This is a genomic window from Inquilinus ginsengisoli, from assembly GCF_050434925.1.
Classification (GTDB): domain Bacteria; phylum Pseudomonadota; class Alphaproteobacteria; order DSM-16000; family Inquilinaceae; genus Inquilinus; species Inquilinus ginsengisoli_B.
The window spans coordinates 764,555-785,399 of sequence record NZ_JBNDJK010000001.1 but is presented as its reverse complement, the minus strand read 5'-3'; the positions used below and the strand labels follow the sequence as shown (position 1 = coordinate 785,399).

Here is a 20,845-nt window from a genome sequence, read left to right as displayed (position 1 = left end):
CGAGTCTGTTCGTCCCATTCCGATCATTGTGGCGCCACTGCACCGCCCGGCTTACGCCGTCTGCAGGTCCTCGCCCTGGCCCTTCAGCTTCGCCGCCAGCGAGGCTTCCAGGAACTGGTCGATGTCGCCGTCCAGCACCGCCGAGGAGGCGCTGGTCTCCACGCCGGTGCGCAGGTCCTTCACCATCTGGTAGGGCTGCAGCACGTAGCTGCGGATCTGGTGGCCCCAGCCGATGTCGGTCTTCTCGGCGTTCAGCGCGTCGGCCTGGGCCTCGCGGATCTTCAGCTCGCGCTCGTACAGGCGGGCGCGCAGCATGTCCATCGCCATGGCCCGGTTGCGGTGCTGCGACCGGTCGTTCTGGCAGGCGACGATGACGCCGGTCGGCACATGGGTGATGCGGATCGCCGAATCCGTCTTGTTGACGTGCTGGCCGCCGGCGCCCGAGGCCCGGTAGGTGTCAACTTTCAGATCCTTGTCCAGGATCGTGATCTCGATCGTATCGTCTACCACGGGCGACACCGCGACCGAGGAGAAGCTGGTGTGCCGCCGCGCCGCGCTGTCGAACGGGCTGATCCGCACCAGGCGGTGCACGCCCGATTCGGTCTTCAGCCAGCCATAGGCGTTGTGGCCCTTGATCAGCACCGTGGCCGACTTGATCCCGGCCTCTTCGCCCGGGCTCTCTTCCAGCCACTCGACCTTGAAGCCGTGCTTCTCGGCCCAGCGCATATACATGCGCAGCAGCATCAGGCCCCAGTCCTGGGCCTCGGTGCCGCCGGCGCCGGCATTGACCTCGAGATAGGCATCGTTGCCGTCGGCCTCACCGGCCAGCAGGCTCTCCAGCTGCTTCTTCGCCACCCGCTGGGCCAGTTGGCCCAGCTGGGCCTCGGCGTCGGCCAGCACCTCGGCGTCGCCCTCGGCCTCGGCCAGCTCAATCAGCCCGACGGTGTCGTCGAACTCGCCGGCCAGCGCCTTGTAGCCGCCGATGGCGTCATCCAGGTGGGTGCGCTCGCGCAGCAGGGTCTGCGCCTTCTCCGGGCTGTCCCAGAGCTTGGGATCCTCGGCGAGGGCGTTCAGCTCGTCCAGTCGTCTGAGTGCGTTGTCCCAGTCAAAGAGACCTCCTCAGCAGCGCGAGCGACTGCTTGATCTCTTGGGCCTTGGCTTCGGTCTCGGCGCGCATCGGTGCGCTCCTCTCGAATTCGGTCCGTCCACGGGATCGCAGGCCGCGCGGCAGCCTGCGATGCGAACCGGGGATGTAGGACGGATCGGCGGTCAGGTAAAGGCCGCGGGCGGGAAAACCAGGGCAGCGAACTCAAGTTACAGGTGACAGGGGGGAGAAAGGGTGAATCGCTGGAGGCGGATGATTCGGAGCCGCCGAGATGAGCGAAGAGCAGGGGAGTGCGTGGCCGAGTCGCGGCTGCGGGCGTTGTTGGAGCATTTTTCGACGATCGAGGATCCGCGGGACGTGCGTCGGATTCTGCATCCGTTGCCGGAGATCCTGCTGCTGGTGGTGTGCGGGACGCTGGCGGACTGCGACGACTATGAGGGGATCGCGTCGTGGGGCGAGGCTCATCTGCCGTTTCTGCGGCGCTATCTGCCGTATGAGCACGGGGTGCCGGGCGAGCGCTGGCTGACGATCCTGATGAACCGGATCAACCCGGCGCTGTTCTCGGCCGCTTTCAGCGACTGGGTGCGCGAGACCTGGCCGGAACGGCCGGAGTTGGTCGCCATCGACGGCAAGACCTCGCGCCGCAGCCATGACCGGGCGGCGGGCGCCGGGCCGCTGCATCTGGTCTCGGCCTTCGCCACCACCCGCCGGCTGGTGCTCGGCCAGGAGGCCGTGCCCGACAAGGCCAATGAGCTGGCCGCGATCCCCGTCCTGCTCGAACGGCTCGGCGCCGAGGACGGGCTGAAAGGCGCCCTGGTCTCGATCGACGCCATCGCCACCAATGCCGACATCGCCACGGCCATCCGAAAGGTCGGCGCCGACTATCTGCTGGCGGTCAAAGCCAACCAGCCGACCCTCAGGGCCGAGATCGAAGCCGGCTTCGCCGCTGCCGAACCTCACAGCCTCGATACCGACATCGATCTCGACAAAGCCCATGGCCGCATCGAGCACCGCCGCGTCGATGTGCTCCGCGAGGTCGACTGGCTCTCCGGCGAACGCCGCTTCCCCGGCGAGCTCCGCCTGCCCGGCGTCGCCTGCATCCTCCGCGTCCACGCCAAGGTCGAACTGGCCGACCGCTGCCGCCAGGACACCCGATACTTCATCTCCTCCGCCAGCCTCTCCGCCACCCAGGCCGCCGAGGCCGTGCGCGGACACTGGGCCATCGAGAACCGCCTGCACTGGGTCCTCGACGTCACCTTCCGCGAAGACCAGTCCAGGCTCCGCAAGGGACACGGTGCCCAGAACATGGCCGTCGTCCGACACTTCGCTCTCAACCTCCTACGCAACGCCCACGATAAAAAATCTCTCAAACTCCGCCGCAAAATCGCCGCCTGGTCCCCTGAATACCTCAGCTCGCTACTCTCCATGCCAGACCGGTAACTTGGATTCGTAGCCCTGGCGGGAAAACTCGCCCGCGGCCTGCGCCTCAAGCCTTGCGCGGCCTCAGCTGGCTGACGTCGCGCACGGCGCCGCGGGCGGCGCTGGTGGTCAGCGCGGCGTAGGCCAGCAGTGCCTGCGAGACTTTTCGCGCGCGCGGCGCCGAAGGCTGCCAGCCGCCATCGGCGCGGGCGTTCATTGCCGCCCGGCGATGGGCCAGCACCTCGTCGGAGACGACGAGGTGGATCTTGCGGGCCGGGATGTCGATCTCGATGGTGTCGCCCTCCTCGACCAGGGCGATGGCGCCGCCCTCGGCCGCCTCGGGCGAGACATGGCCGATCGACAGGCCGGATGAGCCGCCGGAGAAGCGGCCGTCGGTGACCAGGGCGCAGACCTTGCCCAGGCTCTTCGACTTCAGGTAGCTGGTCGGGTACAGCATCTCCTGCATGCCGGGGCCGCCCTTCGGGCCCTCGTAGCGGATCAACACCACATCGCCGGGCTTGACGGTGTCGCCCAGGATGGCCTCGACCGCCGCGTCCTGACTCTCGAAGATCCGGGCGGGGCCGGAGAAGGTCAGGATGCTGGCGTCGACGCCCGCGGTCTTCACCACGCAGCCATCCTCGGCGATGTTGCCGTACAGCACCGCCAGCCCGCCATCTGGGCTGAAGGCGTGCTCCAGGTCGCGGATGACCCCGCGCTTGCGGTCGGCGTCGACGCTGGGGTAGCGCGCATCCTGGCTGAAGGCGACCTGGGTCGGAATGCCGCCCGGCGCCGCGGCATAGAAACGGTGCACGGATTCGCTGTCGGTGCGCTTGATGTCCCATTGGTCCAGCGCCGCCGCCAGGCTCTCGGCATGGACCACGCGGGTGTCGCGGTTCAACAGGTTGGCGCGGTCCAGCTCGCCCAGGATGGCCATGATGCCGCCGGCGCGGTGGACGTCCTCCATATGCACGGTCGACAGCGCCGGCGCGACCTTGCACAGCACCGGCACCCGGCGCGACAGCCGGTCGATGTCGGCCATGGTGAAGTCGACCTCGCCCTCCTGCGCCGCCGCCAGCAGGTGCAGCACGGTGTTGGTCGACCCGCCCATGGCGATGTCGAGCGTCATCGCGTTCTCGAAGGCGGCGAAGCTGGCGATGTTGCGCGGCAGCACCGACGCGTCGTCCTGCTCGTAATGGCGCTTCGCCAGGTCGACGATCAGGTGCCCGGCCTCGACAAACAGGCGCCGGCGGTCGGCATGGGTGGCCAGGGTCGAACCATTGCCCGGCAGGGCCAGGCCCAGCGCCTCGGTCAGGCAGTTCATCGAATTGGCGGTGAACATGCCGGAGCAGGAGCCGCAGGTCGGGCAGGCCGACCGCTCGATCACCTTGACGTCCTCGTCGCTGATCCGGCTGTCCGCCGCGGCGACCATGGCGTCGATCAGGTCCAGTGCCTTGGTCTCGCCGCCGACCTTGACCTTGCCGGCCTCCATCGGCCCACCGGACACGAACACCACCGGGATGTTCAGCCGCATCGCGGCCATCAGCATGCCGGGCGTGATCTTGTCGCAGTTCGAGATGCAGACCATGGCGTCGGCGCAATGCGCGTTCACCATGTACTCGACGCTGTCGGCGATGATCTCGCGCGACGGCAGGCTGTACAGCATGCCGTCATGGCCCATGGCGATCCCGTCATCGACGGCGATGGTGTTGAATTCCTTGGCGACGCCGCCCGCGGCCTCGATCTCCCGCGCCACCAGCTGGCCGAGGTCCTTGAGGTGGACATGGCCGGGCACGAACTGGGTGAAGGAGTTGACGACGGCGATGATCGGCTTGCCGAAATCCGCATCCGTCATGCCGGTCGCGCGCCAGAGCCCGCGGGCTCCGGCCATGTTGCGGCCGTGGGTGGTGGTGCGGGAACGATAGGCTGGCATGGGTCGGGTCCGTGCTGCTCGGGTCACTTTCGGTCGGTCCAGATGCTGCAATGATCAGAAAAGAACCGCGGCATCCGTCGGAAACACCCAGAAAGAACGCCATTCCCGCCCGCGGCGCAAGGGCGCCGGATGCAACGCTCCCGCGCGTGGATCTAGGAAATCAGGTAAATGGCTTGGCTTCCGCCATGTACGGCGTCGGTGACCAGTCGGCGATCGAAAGTCGCAAGCCGTCCCTGACGAGCATGGGCGAGGGCCAGGAGATAGCTGTCGGTGAGTTGGCCGGAGCTCAGTAGCCGGCCGGCGTCGATCCTGGCGGAATCCATCAGGCTGATGTCGTCCGGCCAGAAGACGTGGCCCGGGAGGGCACACAGGCCCGCCAAGATTGGCATGACGGCGGCGGGAGTTCCCGGGGAGTTTGGATAGCGTGGCTGTCCGATGATCCGCAGCACTCCGTTCTCGGTCAGCGGACAGGTCGCCCATGCGTGTCCGCCTGTGACGGCAAACCAGTCATGAGCGGCGTCATGCTGGTCATGATAGGGGTCGACCAGCGCGATCAGCACGTTGACATCGAGCAGGAAGGTCATTCCGGCAGATCGTCCTGCAACTGCTTCACCAACTCGGATGTCACACGCACCGGGTTGTCGACGGCCGGCAGCAACGGAATGCCGTTGCGGAATCTTCCTCTGGAAGGTGGGGGACTCAACGATCTACGGGCCAAGTCGGAGATAACCTCGCCAACGGTCTTTCGCTGTTGCGCCGCCAAGCCCTTGGCGGCAGCCAGGACATCATCGTCGATGGCCAAGGTGGTACGCATCAGATCACCTCATGCATCACGCATCAGTCATCACATCTGGCGCGAGATACCATGCGTGTCAATCGGCTCTATCGCGTCGGTCGCGCCCCTTCGGGCTCCGGAGGCGGGTCGTCGGCGGTGTAGGCCGGGGTGGCCAGGCGCAGGCAGCTGACAATCGTGGCGGCGGTCGCCAGCCCGGCTGCGGTCAGCAGTGCCGCCTGGGCGCCATGGTCCGGAAAATGGGCGAACAGCAGTGCCACCAGCGCCGCCCCTGTGGCCTGACCGAGCAGGCGGGCGGTGCCCAGCATACCGCTGGCGGCGCCGCTGCGGCTGCGTGGGGCCGACCCGATCATCACCCGGTTGTTGGGCGCCTGGAACAGGCCGAAGCCGGCGCCGCACAGCGCCATGCGCCAGACGATGCCGAAAGGGGAGGGATCCGCCGGCAAGGTCGCCATCAGCACCAGGCCGATGGCCATGAGGGCGAGGCCGATGCCACCCAGCAGGCCGGGCGGATGCCGGTCGGACAGGCGGCCTGCGATGGGCGCGGTGACCGCGACGGCCAGGGGCCAGGGGATCATCAGCAGGCCAACCTGGGCCGGGGAGAAGCCGGAACCGGTCTGCAGCAGGAAGGGCAGCGTCACGAAGGCGGCCATCTGCGCCGCGAAGGAGCTGATCGAGGTGACGACCGACAGCCCGACCACCGGGATGCGCAGCAGGTCCAGCGGCACCAGCGGCGTCGCCCGGCCTAGCTGCCGCCGCACCAGCCAGATCGCGGCGCCGACGCTGATGCCGAGCTGCAGCGCCACCAGCCCCCAGTCCAGCCCGTGGGCGATGCTGTCGATGCCGGTGATCAGCAGGCCGAAGGTGGCGGCGGACAAGAGCGCGCTCAGCAGGTCGAAGCGGCGGTCGGCCAGGTCGCTCTCCGGCAGGTTGCGGCTGCCGATGATCAGGGCGGCGACGCCGAGCGGCAGGTTGATCGCGAACAGCCAGGGCCAGGAGGCCAGCGACAGCAGGGCGCCGGCGAAGCTGGGCCCGACGGTCGAGGCGCCGGCGGCGATCATGGCGTTGACGCCCAGCACATGGCCCAGCCGGGCACGCGGGAAGATGTAGCGGATCAGCGCGGTGTTGACGCTCATGATCCCGGCGGCGCCGAAGCCCTGGGCGACGCGCGACAGGGTCAGGGTCAGCAGCGAATCCGACAGAGCGCAGGCGACCGAGGCGACGGTGAACAGGGCCAGGCCGCCGAGATAGATCCGGCGGTAGCCGACGATCTCGCCCAGCCCGGCGAGGGGCAGCAGCGAGACCACCACCGCCAGCTGGTAGGCGTTGACGATCCAGATCGACATCGACGGGCTGGCCTGGAACTCGGCCGCGATCGTCGGCAGCGCCACATTGGCGACGGAGCCGTCGAGCACTGCGAGCATGATGCCGAGCACCACGGTGGCGAAGGCCCATCTGCGGCGGGGCAGGGGCAGGCCGTCGGGAAGGGACACGGGACTGACCTCGCTTTCGCGGCGGGCACCTTCGGTGCCGCCGTCCATGGCATGATTCTGGAACCAGCCGCCGCGAATTGCTATGGCGTTTTAGCTATAACAGAATAGCAAAATGATCGACCCGGACCAGATCTCCCCGACCGAGCGCGACCAGCTCGGCGCCTTCCGGCTGCAGCTGATGGCGCTGCTGCGCCGGCTGCGGCGCGAATCCGACAGCGGCGACATCCCGCTGTCGAAGCTGATGCTGCTGGCCGCGCTGCTGCGCCTGGGCGGCACGGCCAGCCCGACCGAGCTCGGCACGGTCGAGGGGCTGCGCTCGTCCAATGTCGCGGCGCTGCTGGGCGGGCTGGAGAAGGACGGGCTGGTCCGGCGCGAGGCCGATGCCGGCGACCGGCGCCGGCTGCATGTGGTGCTCACCGACGCCGGCACCCAGGCGGTGCTGGCCAACCGCAGCCGGCGCGAGGCCTGGCTGGCCGAGGCCGTCGCCGGCTGCCTGAGTGCGGAGGAACGGGCCCAGCTGATCGCCGCCGGCGCTTTGCTGCAGCGGTTGGCGGAGTATCAAGCGGCGGCCGATCCTGGCGACTGATCGCAGCGCAGGACAGACCGGGTAAGGCCGGCGCCGCGAAAACGGTCAGGGAAGTGTTTGGTTCACTGGTTGTTGTCGGCTCAGCAGCCTTGAACGTGCCTCTTGCTGGAATTGTGGATTTTGCGTATTTTCCTCAAAATACGTCGAGGATGCTATGCGCGAGGTTCCAGCCACTGAGTTCACCCGCAATTTCGGTCTTTACCGTGAGGTTGCGCAGCGTGAGCCTGTGGCCGTCACCAGCCACGGCCGGCCGACGGGGTATTTCATTTCCGCGGTCGAGTATGAGGAGATGCAGCGCCTCAAGGCCCTCGCTCGCCGGTCGCGCGCCATCACCGACCTGACCGAGGCGGAAATCGAAGCTGTCTCCGCGAGCCGGATGGGACCGGAGCACGATCCTCTCGATGCGCTGCTCGAGGACGAGTGACCGCTGAGGTATGGCGCTCCCCGATCCGCAGCCCGGTCTGGTCATTTCCTATTCTTATCTCTGGTACCATGAGCATCGCGCGGGCCGGGAGGAAGGTCTCAAGTCCCGGCCATGCGTGATCGTGCTTGCGATCGACCAGCAGGACGACGGCAGAACGCTGGTGCGGGTCGTTCCCGTGACGCACAGCCCACCGGCCGATCCCGACGTCGCCATTGAACTGCCCCAGCGGGTGAAGCAGCATCTCGGCCTCGATGCGGGCCGTTCCTGGGTTGTCGTCGATGAGGTCAACGACTTCGTCTGGCCGGGATATGATCTGCGCCCCATCGCGGGGACGCGGCATCGGGTCGCCTACGGGTTTCTGCCGCCGCGTCTGTTCACGAACATCGTGACGCGGGCCCGCGACCTGTGGCGCCAAGGGCGCGGCAAGGCGGCCGCACGAAACTGAGCGCGCCGATCGTCAGTGTGACGGCGGCCGATTCCTACTCCGCCGCCTCGACCAGTGGGGCGGGGATGTAGTTCAGGATCGGCCCGAGCCAGCGCTCGACCTCGGCGATCGGCATGCCCTTGCGGCGGGCGTAGTCCTCGACCTGGTCGCGCTCCACCTTGGCGACGCCGAAATAGTAGGAGTCCGGATGCGCCAGGTAGAGGCCGGAGACCGATGAGCCCGGCCACATGGCGTAGCTCTCGGTCAGGCGCACACCGATCCGCTTCTCGGCGTCGAGCAGCCGGAACAGGGTGACCTTCTCGGTGTGGTCCGGCTGGGCCGGATAGCCCGGGGCGGGGCGGATGCCGCGATAGGGCTCGCCGATCAGCTCGTCGGGGGCGAAGGCCTCGTCCGGGGCATAGCCCCAGAACTCGCGGCGCACGCGCTGGTGCATGGCCTCGGCGAAGGCCTCGGCGAAACGGTCGGCCAGCGCCTTCACCAGGATCGAGGAATAATCGTCATTGGCCCGGGCGAAGCGGTTGGCGATCGCCTCCTCCTCGATCCCGGCGGTGACGACGAAACCGCCGACATAGTCGGCCTTGCCGCTGTCCACGGGCGCGACGAAGTCGGACATCGCCACCCGCGGCCGGCCGTCGCGCTTGGACAGCTGCTGCCGCAGGGTGAAGAAGGTCGCCAGCTCCTGCCGCCGGTCCTCGTCGGTGAACAGGCGGATGTCGTCGCCCACCGTGCCGGCCGGCCAGAAGCCGATCACCGCTTGCGGCTTGAACCAGCGCTCCTCGATGATGCGGGCCAGCATCGCCTGGGCGTCCTGGAACAGCTGCCTTGCGGCCTCGCCCTGTTTCTCGTCCTGCAGGATCGCCGGGTAGCGGCCCTTCAGCTCCCAGGTCTGGAAGAACGGGGTCCAGTCGATGTAGCGCGCCAGCGTCGCCAGGTCCCAGTCCTCGAACACCCTTGTGCCCAGGAAGGACGGCTTCGGCGGCTCGTAGCCGGCCCAGTCGATGGCGAAGGGCGTGGCGCGGGCGGCGGCCAGCGGCAGGCGCTGCTTCTCCGCCTCCGCCCTTGCATGGCTGTCGGCGACCTTGCGGTACTCCTCACGCACGCCCTCGACATAGCCGCGCTTCGCCTCGGGCGACAGCAGGCTCGAGACCACGCCGACGGCGCGGCTGGCGTCGTTGACATAGACGGTCTGGCCGCGGGCGTAGCGCGGGTGGATCTTCACCGCGGTGTGCACCCGGCTGGTGGTGGCGCCGCCGATCAGCAGCGGGATGTCGAAGCCGTCGCGCTCCATCTCCGCCGCCACATGCACCATCTCGTCCAGCGACGGGGTGATCAGCCCGGACAGGCCGATGATGTCGACCTTCTCGGCCTTCGCCGTCTCCAGGATCTTGGTGGCCGGCACCATGACGCCGAGGTCGATGATCTCGTAGTTGTTGCAGGCCAGGACGACGCCGACGATGTTCTTGCCGATGTCGTGCACGTCGCCCTTGACGGTCGCCATCAGGATCTTGCCGGCGCTCTGCCGCCCGCCGGCGCCGCCATTGGCGACCTTCTCGGCCTCCATATAGGGCAGCAGATGGGCGACCGCCTGCTTCATCACGCGGGCCGACTTCACCACCTGGGGCAGGAACATCTTGCCAGCGCCGAACAGGTCGCCGACCACGTTCATGCCGGCCATCAGCGGGCCTTCGATGACGTGCAGCGGCCGCGCCGCCTCCAGCCGCGCCTCCTCGACATCGGCGTCGATGAACTCGGTGATGCCGTTGACCAGCGCATGCTCCAGCCGCTTGCCGACCGGCCGCTCGCGCCAGGTCAGGTCGCGCTCCTTGGCCTCGCGGCCGGCGGCGCCCTTGAAGCGCTCGGCCAGGGTCAGCAGCCGCTCGGTGGCATCGTCGCGGCGGTTGAGGACCACGTCCTCGCAGGCCTCGCGCAACTCCGGCTCGATCGATTCATAGACCGCCAGCTGCCCGGCATTGACGATGCCCATGTCCATGCCGGCCTGGATGGCGTGGTACAAGAACACCGCGTGCATCGCCTCGCGCACCGGCTCGTTGCCGCGGAACGAGAAGGACAGGTTGGAGACGCCGCCGGAGATATGGGCGTGCGGCAGGGTCTGCCGGATCTGCCGGGTCGCCTCGATGAAGGCGACGCCGTAGCCGTTGTGCTCCTCGATGCCGGTCGCGACCGCGAAGACGTTTGGGTCGAAGACGATGTCCTCGGGCGGGAAGCCGGCCTGTTCGGTCAGCAGCTTGTAGGCCCGGGTGCAGATCGCGACCTTGCGCTCCAGCGTGTCGGCCTGGCCGGCCTCGTCGAAGGCCATCACCACGACGGCGGCGCCGTAGGACCGCACCAGCCGGGCGTGATGCAGGAAGGCCTCCTCGCCCTCCTTCATCGAGATCGAATTGACCAGGGGCTTGCCCTGGACGCATTTCAGCCCGGCCTCGATGATCGAGAATTTCGAGCTGTCGATCATCACCGGCACGCGGGCGATGTCGGGCTCGGCCGCGATCAGGTTCAGGAACTCGACCATGGCCCGCTCGGAATCGATCAGGCCCTCATCCATGTTGATGTCGAGGATCTGGGCGCCGTTGGCGACCTGGTCGCGCGCCACCTCCAGCGCCGCGGCGTAGTCGCCGGCGGTGATCAGCTTGCGGAAGCGGGCCGAGCCGGTGACGTTGGTGCGCTCGCCGACATTGACGAACGGGATGTCGGTGGTCAGCGTGAACGGCTCCAGTCCCGACAGCCGCATCAACGGCGCGATCGTGGGCACCTGGCGCGGCGGCAGGTCAGCCACCGCATCGGCGATGGCACGGATGTGGTCGGGGGTCGAGCCGCAGCAGCCGCCGACGATGTTGACCAGGCCCTCCTCGGCGAAGCCGCGGATCTGCGCGGCCATCGCCTCGGGCGTCTCGTCATACTGGCCGAACTCGTTCGGCAGGCCGGCATTCGGATAGGCGCAGACGAAGGTGTCGGCGGCCTCGGCGATCTCGGCCAGATGCGCCCGCATGGCGTTGGCGCCGAGGGCGCAGTTCAGGCCGATGGTGAAGGGTCGGGCGTGCCGCACCGAGTTCCAGAAGGCGGTCGGCGTCTGGCCCGACAGGGTGCGGCCCGACAGGTCGGTGATGGTGCCGGAGATCATCATCGGCAGGTGCACGCCCTTCTCGGCGAAGACCAGCTCGGTGCCGAAGATCGCCGCCTTGGCGTTCAGCGTGTCGAAGATGGTCTCGATCAGAATGATCTCGGCGCCGCCATCGACCAGGCCGCGCACCTGCTCGGCATAGGCGTCGCGCAGCTGGTCGAAGGTGACCGCGCGGTAGCCCGGGTTGTTGACGTCCGGCGAGATCGAGGCGGTGCGGTTGGTCGGCCCCAGCGCGCCGGCGACGAAGCGTCGGCGGCCGTCCATCGCCCGGGCCTTGGCCGCGGCCCGGCGGGCCAGCCGCGCGCCCTGGAAATTCAGGTCGTAGACCACCTTCTCCATGCCGTAATCGGCCTGGGCGATGGAGGTGGAGGAGAAGGTGTTGGTCTCGAGGATGTCGGCTCCGGCGATGGCGTAGCCGAAATGGATCGCCTCGATCGCGTCCGGCTGGGTCAGGATCAGCAGGTCGTTGTTGCCCTGCAGGTGGCAGTCGCAGCCGGCGAAATGGGTGCCGCGGAAATGCTCCTCGCCGAAGCCCAGGCCCTGGATCTGGGTGCCCATGGCGCCGTCCAGGATCAGCACGCGCTCGCGCGCCGCCGCGGTCAGCGCGGCCAGAACCTCGGCGCCGTCGACCGGCTCCAGGGGGATGTCCAGGGTAGACGTGGTCATGGCGAGCAGCCGGCGGTTCCGGATCGGGACGTACGTAATGACATAAAGATATCTTTATATCAACATCCGATGTCGCGAAGAGAGCGACAAAGGTCGCCGGGAGAGCGACCCTTCCACCGGCCTTACTTGCCCCCCGCAATCGGCTCCAGCCCCGTTGCGGCGATGGCCGGGGCGGCGGCGGGGGATGCCAGGAAGTCGAGCAGCCTCTTCGCCGCTGCCGGATCGTGCGAGCCGGCGACGATGCCGGCGGAATACGGCGTCACCTGCTGCAGCTCCGGCGGCAGCGGGCCGACCAGGTCGATGCCCTCGACCGCCTTCAGCTCGGCGATCTGCTGGAAGCCTAGTTCCGCCTCGCCTTTTGCCACGATCTCGCCGACCGGCGTGGCCGGGATCTGGCGGGCCTTGCTGGCCATCTGCTCGGCGATGCCCAGGCGCTGGAACATCTTGGTCGAGATGTAGACGCCGCTGGCGCTGTCGGAATAGGCGATCGACTTCGCGGCCAGCAGCGCCTGCTTCACCGCCTCGGCCGAGCCGATGTCCGGCTTCGGCGCGCCGGCTTTCACCGCGACCCCGATGCTGGAGCGGGCGAGGACGACCTTGCTGTCGGGCAGCACCTTGCCCTGCTTGATCAGGTCGTCGAGCGCGGTGCCGACCATGATCACGACATCCAGCTTCTCGCCGCGGGCCAGCCGGGCCGGCACCGCATTCGGCGTGTCGCCCATCGACGGGCCCCATTGGATCTTCAGCGTGTCGCCGCTGGCGCGCTCGTACTCCGGCGCCAGGGCGCGATAGGCGGCGGCAAAGCCGCCGGAGCTGACGACCTGCAGCTCGGCCGCGGCAACGGGCTGGACCAGCAACAGCAGGCCGGCGGCAGCAACGGCAGCAGCGCGGGAAACGATCGACGGCAGCGTCATGGGGGAAGTCCTCGGCTGAATTCGGATCGGGCCTGATCGTTGCCCAGCACAGCGCGACCCGTGCCCGCTGGTGCGGTAGCCCAGCCATGTCCGGACACCGTGCCGCAGCCGGCTTGCCTGACCGAAGCTTATGTCCGACGTAGCTCACATGCGCGCTGCCGTCGCGGCGCGCTCGGAGTCATCTGATGAGCTTGGCCCACGATCCCGATTTCCTGCGCCTGCTGGCCGGCAGCCACGCCCGGCTGACCGGTGCGCCGCTGCTGCCGGAGGATGCGGCCGGCGGCGACCCTGCCGCGCAGGCGCGCTGGCTGTACGAATCGGCGCCGTTCTGCGTGCTGGCCCACAACACCGACTCCGATCCCCGCTTCGTCTACGCCAACCAGGCCGCTCAGGCCCGGTTCGAATACGGCTGGGACGAGTTTAGCGGGCTGCCGTCCCGCCTCTCCGCCGAGGCGCCGGACCGAGCCGAACGGCAGCGCCTGCTCGACGCCGTCACCCGCGACGGCTTCATCGGCGATTATCGCGGCCTGCGCATCGCCAAATCCGGCCGCCGCTTCTGGATCGAGAACGCCACCGTCTGGCAGCTGATCGATGAGGCCGGCATCCTGTGCGGCCAGGCCGCGACGTTCCAGAATTGGCGGGAAGAATAGGGTCCTCAGCCGCCCTGCCGTGTCCCCAACTGCTGCCAGTGGCCGGGGTTGAGCATCAGCCGGCCGGCCTCCTCGAAGCGCAAAGTCAGGGGATAGCGCCCCGGCACCATGAAGTCGGTGGCCGAAACCGGCTTCAGCTCGGTCCGCTCCTCCTTGCCGATGGCGAAGGCGTCGCGCGCGCCGGTCGCCTGGGCGAACAGGCGATCGCCCTCGGCCGTGACCTTCATCGTCACGAAGGGGCTGAACACGTAATCGCCGGCCAGGGCCGCCAGCTTGTCCGCGGCAAGCGCTGGCTTGGCGGCGGGCGCCGCCGGCTTCGGCTGGTCGGGCACCGAGGCCAGGATCGCGTCCCACATCACCTCGCCGCCGATCACGCCCAGATCGACCGTCGGCAGCATTGCCGCCTCGTCCGCCAACTCGCCGGTCGAGACGGCGTACAGCACGTCGCCGTCGAACTCGGTGGCGAAGGGCTGCAGCGCCCGGCCCATCGAGCTGTGCACCTGGATCGCGAGGCGCTGCAGCTCTGCCGGCTTCAGCTTCTGGTTGGTGACGACCAGGCTGACCGTGGTGTTGCGGGCCGGGGCGTCGGCGTTCGGCGCGCCGGTCCAGCCCGGCTTGCGGCTGGCCGGATAGCCCGCCAGCAGCGCCGCCGTGGTCAGGTCCTTCGGCCAGCCCTCATCGCCATAGCAGGCCGCCACCTTGCCGTCGCGCGTCGTCACCACGCCCAGCGCGTTGACCACGACGAAGGCGGCGACCTTGACCTTGCCGATCTGGCGGAAGGCGCCGCCCTGGCCGGAGAAGGCGTTGCAGCCGAACAGCGACCCGGAGACCGCCAGCCGGCCGGCGCCCCGGGCGCCGAGCGGGAAGACGCCGGGCTTGGCGGCGCGGAGGGCTGCCTGGGCCAGCCGCTTGTCGGGCACCAGCTCGTTCAACCGGCGGCCGCCGAGATCGTAGATGATGGCGCCGACCGACAGCGCGATGTTGTCCCAATGGCCGCCGCGGACGCCGTCCTCCTTCAGCGCCGAGGCGACGGCGGTGGTGGCCTCGAGCCCGTACCAGGAGCCGCCGGCGAACACCACGGCGTCCAGCTCCGGCGCGTCGTAGCCCAGGCGCAGATAGTCGGTGTTGACCGTGCCGGGCCCGCCGCCGCGGACATCCACGGCAGCCAGCGACCGCCGGTCGAAATGGAACACGGTGACGCCGGTCGGGCCCTCCTGGTACTCGCCGGTGCCGACCTGTACTGCCGGCCAGTCGAATTGCAGCACCTTCTCGCCGGCATTCAGCACCGGAGTGGGCGCATCCTGGGCCGTGGCCGGCAGCGCCGCCAGCAGGGTGGCAAGCATGCCGGCTGCCATCACTGCGGCAATCGAGCTCGGGCTGTTCCGTCGGTTCCGCATCCTATCCCCCTCCGTGATCCGCCGGCTGCCGGCGTGACAGGGAATGCTGTCCCAACCACGCCGCATTCGGAAGGGGGTAGTGGCGCTGCCGCCCTGCGATCCCATCTCCATGGGAGCGACAGCGCAGACGGAGGCAGGCGATGCCGCGTTCCCCGATCCTCTCCCGCCGCACCCTGCTGGGTGCTCTGGCCGCGTCCGGCGCCGCCCCGCTGCTGCCGATCCCGGCGGCGACCGGCAAGGCGGCCCCGGTCACCCGGCCAATACCTTCGACCGGCGAAGCGCTGCCGGTGGTCGGGCTCGGCAGCTGGATCACGTTCAATGTCGGCGACGACCCGCAGGCGCGTGACGACTGCGCCGAGGTGATGCGCGCCTTCTTCGCCGAGGGCGGGCGGCTGATCGATTCCTCGCCGATGTACGGCTCGGCCCAGCCGGTGATCGGTCATGGCCTGGCCAGGCTCGGGCGGCCCGCCAGCCTGTTCGCGGCCGACAAGGTCTGGACCTCCGGCAACGGGCCGGGGCAGATCGAGCAGTCGCGCCAATTCTGGGGCGTGCCCCGGTTCGACCTGCTGCAGGTCCACAACCTGCTGGCCTGGGAGGCGCATCTCGACACGCTGTTCGCCATGAAGGCGGAGGGCCGGCTGCGCTATGTCGGCATCACCACCTCCGAGGGGCGGCGGCACGGCGAGATCGAGCAGGTGATGCGCAGCCGGCCGATCGACTTCGTCCAGATCACCTACAACATCCTCGACCGCGAGGTTGAGGACAGGATCCTGCCGCTGGCGCAGGAGCGCGGCATCGCCGTCATCGTCAACCGGCCGTTCCGGCAGGGCGATCTGATCGACGATGTCGAGGGCGAGGCGCTGCCCGGCTGGGCCGGCGAGATCGGCTGCGCCAGCTGGGCCCAGATCCTGCTGAAATTCGTGGTCTCGCATCCTGCCGTCACCTGCGCCATCCCGGCCACCACCAGCGTCGACCATGTGCGCGAGAATCTCGGGGTTGCCCGCGGCCCGATGCCGGATGCGGCGATGCGCCGGCGGATGGCCGCCGATGTCGAGGCGCTGTGATGGCGGAGTGGTGGAGCTACCGCCTCTCCGACTTCCTGCTGTTCTCGCCCCGCACCTATCACCGGCTGTTCGAGCTGTACAACGCGGCGATCTGGCCGGCCCAGGCCGCTTCCGTGCTGCTCGGGCTGCTGATGCTGGTCCTGCTGCGGCGCGGCGGTCCGGTCGCCGGGCCGGCCGTCGCCGCCATCCTGGCGGCGTGCTGGGCCTGGGTGGCGATCGCCTTCCATCTCGACCGCTACGCCACCATCAACTGGGTTGCGCCCTGGGCCGCCGCGGCCTTCCTGGCGCAGGCGGCGCTGCTGGTCTGGGCCGGGGCGGTCGGCGGGCGGCTCTTAGTCCCGCCGCGGCTCGATGCCGCCAGCCGGGCCGGGGTCGGAATCTTCCTGTTCGCGCTGCTGGTTCAGCCGGCGATCGGCCTGCTGCTCGGCCGGCCCTGGCGCCAAGCCGAGATCTTCGGCGTCGCGCCGGACCCGACCGCGATCGGCACGCTTGGCCTGCTGCTGGTCGTGGCCGGGCCGGCGCGCTGGACGCTGATGGTCCTGCCGGCGCTGTGGTGCGCGGCGACTGGGGCGACGCTGTGGGCGATGTCCGCGCCGGATGCCTGGCTGCCGCCGGCTGCGGCGCTGCTGGCCTTGGCCCTGGTTGTCTGGCAGGCGCTGGCGCGCCGGTAGCGGCCTCAGGCCTTCTTGTTCCGCAGGGCCTCGGCCTGGGCGTAGAACTTCTTTTCCCACTCCTTGTGCGCGTCCTGCCCCTCGCGGATGAAGGGGGTGAAGACGGCCAGGTTCAGGAGCAGCCAGTTCACCAGCCGCGCCGGGAAGCGCAGCGGCTTGACGAAGTCGATGAACAGCACCACCCGGGTCTTTTCGGTGTGGTTCCAGGCCTCGTGCTCATAGGCGTCGTCGAACACCAGGGCCTTGCCTTCCTCCCAATGGCAGATCTGCTTGTCGACGCGGATCGCCAGCTTCTCGCGCGGCTCCGGTACCAGCAGGGGCAGGTGCAGCCGCAGCACGCCGTTGTAGGGGCCGCGATGCGCCGCCAGGTGCTTGCCCGGCTCGAAGATCGAGAACATCGCCGTCTTCAGCCCCGGGATCTTCTGGACGATGCGCCAGGTCTCCGGGCACTGGGCGATGTTCCTCTCCGAGCTGACGCCGTAGCCGGTCAGGAAGAACGTCTTCCAGTGATTGTCCTTGCTGATCGTCTTCACGTCGGCCGAGATGTCCTGGAAGCTCGGCAGCTCGTGCTGGCGCAGCAGCACGCGGTCCAGCTCGGCCCGGATCAGCGGCCATTCCCGCTCGATCTCGGCCACCCACGGAAAGACGGCAGTGTCGTAGACCGGCGGGTTGCCGACCTTGGTGTATTTCAGGTTGAGCCGCTCGGCCCAGGTGACCAGCCGCATGAAGAAACGGGTCACCGCGCTCGGCCGCTCCAGGGTCGGGTCGATGCCTTCGGTGGCGAACACCTGCTTCGGGTTGATTGGGCCCGGATGCGTCGCGGTGCCTTGGTTTCCGACGCTTGCGTTCACGGTCTCACACTCCGACTGTGCTCTCGCTTCCGAACAAGGGCAGCGGCTGCCCACGGCTGCGACGGACGATCATATCGCAGAAACGGGCGGTTGGGATCACGGTCCGCCACGGGATTCCTTCCCCTACACCAACGGTGGGGCGGTTGCCATCGCTCCATCTGCGAATCATTCCTAGCCTGATTTGTGACAAGGTCAAGACACTGCGGGCCGGCGCGACATTGGGCCCGGGCCTGACGTCCAGGCGCGACCGCGCTATGGTGGCCTGCAAAATCCGCCGGAGGCCCGTCACATGCCGTCGCTCGCGCATCTGCTGCCCTTCTTCGTCGCCACGGTGCTGATCGCGATCATCCCGGGGCCGGCGATCCTCTACACCGTGGCCCAGACCCTGGCGCGCGGCCGGGCGGCGGGGTTCCGCGCCGCCACCGGCATCGCGGTCGGCGACCTGGTCCATGTCGCCGCCGCGGCGGCTGGGCTGTCGGCGGTGTTCCGCTGGTCGCCGAGCCTGTTCCTGGTGGTGAAGATCTTCGGCGCCGCCTATCTGGTCTGGCTCGGCATCCGCATGGTGCGCAGCCGTTCGTCCGGCGACGCCTTGCCGCAGCTGGCGCAGAAGACCGCGCGCCGCGCCTTCGCCGAAAGCGTGACCGTCGAGCTCGTGAACCCTAAGACCGCGCTGTTCTTCATCGCCTTCCTGCCCCAGTTCGTCGATCCCGCCGCCGGCCTGCCGGTCTGGGCCCAGTTCCTGGTGCTGGGGATGATCGTCAACGCCGTGTTCTTCGCGGCCGACGTCGTCACCCTCTTGTGCATCGACCGGGCGATGGCCCGGCTGCGCCGCAGCGAGCGGGTGGCGCGGTGGCTGCGCCTGGCCAGCGGCTCGGCCCTGGTCGGCCTCGGCGCACACATGGCGCTCAGCCGGAACTGAGCGCCCACGAAAGAATCATGCGCACCGCGTGACCGCGGCCGGGACCGCTCCTATACTCGCCTCCGTGACAGGAGGAATGCCGCCATGACCGCCTTCGACAAGCGGAGCCCCGCCGATTGGGAGGCGCTGGCCCGGAAGGAGCTGCGCGATCGCCCGCTCGAGACGCTGTCCTTCGAGACGGCCGAGGGCGTCGCGGTCAAGCCGCTCTACACCGCGGCGGACGTGCCCGAAGGCGCGGCGGGGGAGCTGCCGGGCTTCGCCCCGTTCACCCGCGGTGTGCGCGGCACGATGTATGCCGGCCGGCCCTGGACCGTCCGGCAATACGCCGGATTCTCCACGGCGGAGGCGTCGAACGCCTTCTACCGCGCCAACCTGGCGGCCGGGCAGCAGGGCGTCTCGGTCGCCTTCGACCTGGCCACCCATCGCGGCTATGACAGCGACCATCCGCGCGTGGTCGGCGATGTCGGCAAGGCCGGGGTGGCGATCGATTCCGTCGAGGACATGAAGATCCTGTTCGACGGCATCCCGCTCGACCGCATGTCGGTGTCGATGACCATGAACGGCGCCGTGCTGCCGGTGCTGGCCGGCTACATCGTGGCGGCGGAGGAGCAGGGGGTGCCGGAGGCCAAGCTGTCCGGCACCATCCAGAACGACATCCTCAAGGAGTTCATGGTCCGGAACACCTACATCTACCCGCCCGGGCCATCGATGCGGATCGTCGCCGACATCATCGCCTACACCGCCGGGCGGATGCCGAAGTTCAACTCGATCTCGATCTCCGGCTACCACATGCAGGAGGCCGGGGCGACGGCGGTGCAGGAGCTGGCCTACACCCTGGCCGACGGCCTCGAGTATGTCCGCGCCGCGATCTCCGGCGGGCTCGATGTCGACGCCTTCGCCGGACGCCTGTCCTTCTTCTTCGCCATCGGCATGGACTTCTTCACCGAGGTGGCGAAGCTGCGCGCCGCCCGCCGGCTCTGGGCCGAGCTGATCCAGGCCGAGTTCGCGCCGAAGAAGGCCGAGAGCCTGATGCTGCGCACCCATTGCCAGACCTCCGGCGTGTCGCTGACCGAGCAGGACCCCTACAACAATGTGGTCCGCACCACGATCGAGGCGCTGGCCGCGGTGCTGGGCGGGACCCAGAGCCTGCACACCAACAGCTTCGACGAGGCGCTGGGCCTGCCCACCCCCTTCTCCGCCCGCATCGCCCGCAACACTCAGCTGATCATCGCCGAGGAGACCGGGGTGTCCCGCACCGTCGACCCGCTCGGCGGCAGCTACTACGTCGAGGCGCTGACGGCCGAGCTGGCGGCCAAGGCCCGCGAGCTGATCGACGAGGTCGAGGCCATGGGCGGCATGACCAAGGCGGTCGAGGCCGGCCTGCCGAAGCTGCGGATCGAGGAGAGCGCCACCCGCCGCCAGGCCCGGATCGACCGTGGCGAGCAGGTGATCGTCGGCGTCAACAAATACGTCCCCGAGACGCCGGACCATGTCGAGGTGCTGGCGATCGACAATTCGGCGGTGCGCGACTCCCAGGTGGCGCGGCTGAAGAAGATCAGGGCCGAGCGCGACGAGGCCGCCTGCCGGGCGGCGCTTTCGGCGCTGACCGAGGCGGCGAGGAGCGGCGATGGCAACCTGCTGGATCTCGCGGTCAAGGCGACCCGGGCGCGGGCCACGGTCGGCGAGATCTCCGACGCGCTGGAGCAGGTGTTCACCCGCCACCGCGCGGTGACCCGCTCGGTCTCCGGCGTCTATGGCGGCGCCTTCGCCGGCGACGAGGGCTATGCCCGGATCCAGGGGGAGGTGGCGCGCTTCGCCGAGGCCGAAGGCCGGCGGCCGCGCATGCTGGTGGTGAAGATGGGCCAGGACGGCCACGACCGCGGCGCCAAGGTGATCGCCACCGCTTTCGCCGATATCGGCTTCGACGTCGACATCGGCCCCTTGTTCCAGACGCCGGAGGAGGCGGCGCGCCAGGCGATCGAGAACGACGTCCATGTCGTCGGCGTCTCGTCCCAGGCGGCCGGGCACCTGACCCTGGTGCCGCAGCTGATGGCGGCGCTGAAGGCCGAGGGCGCCGGGGACATCCTGGTGGTGTGCGGCGGCGTGATCCCGCCGCAGGACTACGACACGCTGCTGGCCACCGGCGTCAGCGCCGTCTACGGGCCCGGCACCAACATCCCGCAGGCCGCCGGGGAGATCCTGGCCCTGATCGGGAAGGCGCGGGCCGCGGCGGCGTAACCCCCTCACCCTCCCGGCCCAAGCAGGCCGGGCCCCTCCCTCTCCCCGAGGAGAGGGAGAAGAGCGCCGGCTCCTTTCACCTCTCCTTGGGGAGAGGTCGAAATCGCGCAGCGATTTCGGGTGAGGGGGCGACTCCGGCGCATC

The 20,845-nt window shown here is 69.0% G+C and carries 18 protein-coding genes; 9 read left to right on the top strand and 9 right to left on the bottom strand.

Annotated elements, in window-relative coordinates:
* Positions 1-51: 51 nt before the first annotated feature.
* A protein-coding gene (gene prfB, locus QFZ27_RS03890; RefSeq protein WP_429224776.1) for a peptide chain release factor 2 occupies positions 52-1,177 on the bottom strand; the annotation gives its coding sequence in 2 pieces (ribosomal slippage) (positions 52-1,107 and positions 1,109-1,177; 1,125 coding nt in all).
* A gap of 180 nt (positions 1,178-1,357) precedes the next feature.
* Here prfB and QFZ27_RS03885 point away from each other — a divergent pair.
* The gene (locus QFZ27_RS03885; protein WP_429224775.1) at positions 1,358-2,545 is read left to right on the top strand and encodes an ISAs1 family transposase; all 1,188 of its coding nucleotides are present in this window, start codon (positions 1,358-1,360) and stop codon (positions 2,543-2,545) included.
* A 46-nt stretch (positions 2,546-2,591) separates the two neighbouring features.
* Here the strand turns inward: QFZ27_RS03885 and ilvD are convergent, their stop codons facing one another.
* The 4 genes from ilvD to QFZ27_RS03865 all read right to left on the bottom strand — a co-directional run bounded on the left by ilvD (position 2,592) and on the right by QFZ27_RS03865 (position 6,740).
* Positions 2,592-4,454 carry a dihydroxy-acid dehydratase gene (gene ilvD / locus QFZ27_RS03880; protein WP_429224774.1) on the bottom strand — a complete coding sequence of 621 codons (1,863 nt, stop codon included), beginning with the start codon at positions 4,452-4,454 and terminating at the stop codon, positions 2,592-2,594.
* Positions 4,455-4,606: 152 nt separating this feature from the next.
* Positions 4,607-5,038 (bottom strand): TA system VapC family ribonuclease toxin, encoded by a 432-nt coding sequence (locus tag QFZ27_RS03875; RefSeq protein WP_429224773.1) that lies wholly within the window; start codon positions 5,036-5,038, stop codon positions 4,607-4,609.
* A complete protein-coding gene (locus QFZ27_RS03870; RefSeq protein WP_429224772.1) occupies positions 5,035-5,268 on the bottom strand; it encodes a hypothetical protein in 234 nt (77 codons plus the stop codon). The genes QFZ27_RS03875 and QFZ27_RS03870 overlap by 4 nt, the downstream gene beginning before the upstream one ends.
* A 68-nt stretch (positions 5,269-5,336) precedes the next feature.
* The gene (locus QFZ27_RS03865; protein ID WP_429224771.1) at positions 5,337-6,740 is read right to left on the bottom strand and encodes an MFS transporter; all 1,404 of its coding nucleotides are present in this window, start codon (positions 6,738-6,740) and stop codon (positions 5,337-5,339) included.
* 112 nt (positions 6,741-6,852) lie between these two features.
* Between QFZ27_RS03865 and QFZ27_RS03860 the strand changes: the two genes are divergently transcribed.
* The 3 genes from QFZ27_RS03860 to QFZ27_RS03850 all read left to right on the top strand — a co-directional run bounded on the left by QFZ27_RS03860 (position 6,853) and on the right by QFZ27_RS03850 (position 8,195).
* The gene (locus tag QFZ27_RS03860; RefSeq protein ID WP_429224770.1) at positions 6,853-7,326 is read left to right on the top strand and encodes a MarR family winged helix-turn-helix transcriptional regulator; all 474 of its coding nucleotides are present in this window, start codon (positions 6,853-6,855) and stop codon (positions 7,324-7,326) included.
* A gap of 154 nt (positions 7,327-7,480) precedes the next feature.
* A complete protein-coding gene (locus QFZ27_RS03855) occupies positions 7,481-7,750 on the top strand; it encodes a type II toxin-antitoxin system prevent-host-death family antitoxin (protein ID WP_429224769.1) in 270 nt (89 codons plus the stop codon).
* 10 nt (positions 7,751-7,760) lie between these two features.
* The gene (locus QFZ27_RS03850) at positions 7,761-8,195 is read left to right on the top strand and encodes a hypothetical protein (RefSeq protein WP_429224768.1); all 435 of its coding nucleotides are present in this window, start codon (positions 7,761-7,763) and stop codon (positions 8,193-8,195) included.
* 34 nt (positions 8,196-8,229) lie between these two features.
* On the opposite strand, the gene metH is transcribed toward QFZ27_RS03850, so the two are convergent.
* Entirely contained in the window at positions 8,230-11,997 is a 3,768-nt protein-coding gene (metH, locus tag QFZ27_RS03845; RefSeq protein ID WP_429224767.1) for a methionine synthase, read from the bottom strand.
* Positions 11,998-12,119: 122 nt separating this feature from the next.
* Positions 12,120-12,911, bottom strand: coding sequence for a substrate-binding domain-containing protein (locus tag QFZ27_RS03840; RefSeq protein WP_429224766.1), 792 nt, complete (start codon positions 12,909-12,911; stop codon positions 12,120-12,122).
* 185 nt (positions 12,912-13,096) lie between these two features.
* On the opposite strand from QFZ27_RS03840, the gene QFZ27_RS03835 reads away from it, so the two are divergent.
* Positions 13,097-13,561, top strand: coding sequence for an MEKHLA domain-containing protein (locus QFZ27_RS03835; RefSeq protein ID WP_429224765.1), 465 nt, complete (start codon positions 13,097-13,099; stop codon positions 13,559-13,561).
* A 5-nt stretch (positions 13,562-13,566) separates the two neighbouring features.
* Here QFZ27_RS03835 and QFZ27_RS03830 read toward each other — a convergent pair whose 3' ends face one another.
* Positions 13,567-14,904 carry a P1 family peptidase gene (locus QFZ27_RS03830; RefSeq protein ID WP_429224764.1) on the bottom strand — a complete coding sequence of 446 codons (1,338 nt, stop codon included), beginning with the start codon at positions 14,902-14,904 and terminating at the stop codon, positions 13,567-13,569.
* A gap of 194 nt (positions 14,905-15,098) precedes the next feature.
* Between QFZ27_RS03830 and QFZ27_RS03825 the strand changes: the two genes are divergently transcribed.
* Both QFZ27_RS03825 and QFZ27_RS03820 read left to right on the top strand, forming a co-directional pair.
* Positions 15,099-16,022 carry an aldo/keto reductase gene (locus QFZ27_RS03825; RefSeq protein WP_429224763.1) on the top strand — a complete coding sequence of 308 codons (924 nt, stop codon included), beginning with the start codon at positions 15,099-15,101 and terminating at the stop codon, positions 16,020-16,022.
* The gene (locus tag QFZ27_RS03820) at positions 16,022-16,693 is read left to right on the top strand and encodes a DUF6064 family protein (protein WP_429224762.1); all 672 of its coding nucleotides are present in this window, start codon (positions 16,022-16,024) and stop codon (positions 16,691-16,693) included. Before QFZ27_RS03825 ends, QFZ27_RS03820 begins: the two co-directional genes overlap by 1 nt.
* 5 nt (positions 16,694-16,698) lie before the next feature.
* On the opposite strand, the gene olsC is transcribed toward QFZ27_RS03820, so the two are convergent.
* Complete coding sequence (olsC, locus tag QFZ27_RS03815) at positions 16,699-17,544, bottom strand: ornithine lipid ester-linked acyl 2-hydroxylase OlsC (protein ID WP_429224761.1); 846 nt, start codon at positions 17,542-17,544, stop codon at positions 16,699-16,701.
* 289 nt (positions 17,545-17,833) lie between these two features.
* On the opposite strand from olsC, the gene QFZ27_RS03810 reads away from it, so the two are divergent.
* Positions 17,834-18,463, top strand: coding sequence for a LysE family translocator (locus QFZ27_RS03810; protein WP_429224760.1), 630 nt, complete (start codon positions 17,834-17,836; stop codon positions 18,461-18,463).
* Between the two features lie 84 nt (positions 18,464-18,547).
* On the top strand, positions 18,548-20,701 hold the full coding sequence (scpA, locus tag QFZ27_RS03805) for a methylmalonyl-CoA mutase (RefSeq protein ID WP_429224759.1): 2,154 nt from the start codon (positions 18,548-18,550) through the stop codon (positions 20,699-20,701).
* Positions 20,702-20,845: the final 144 nt, after the last annotated feature.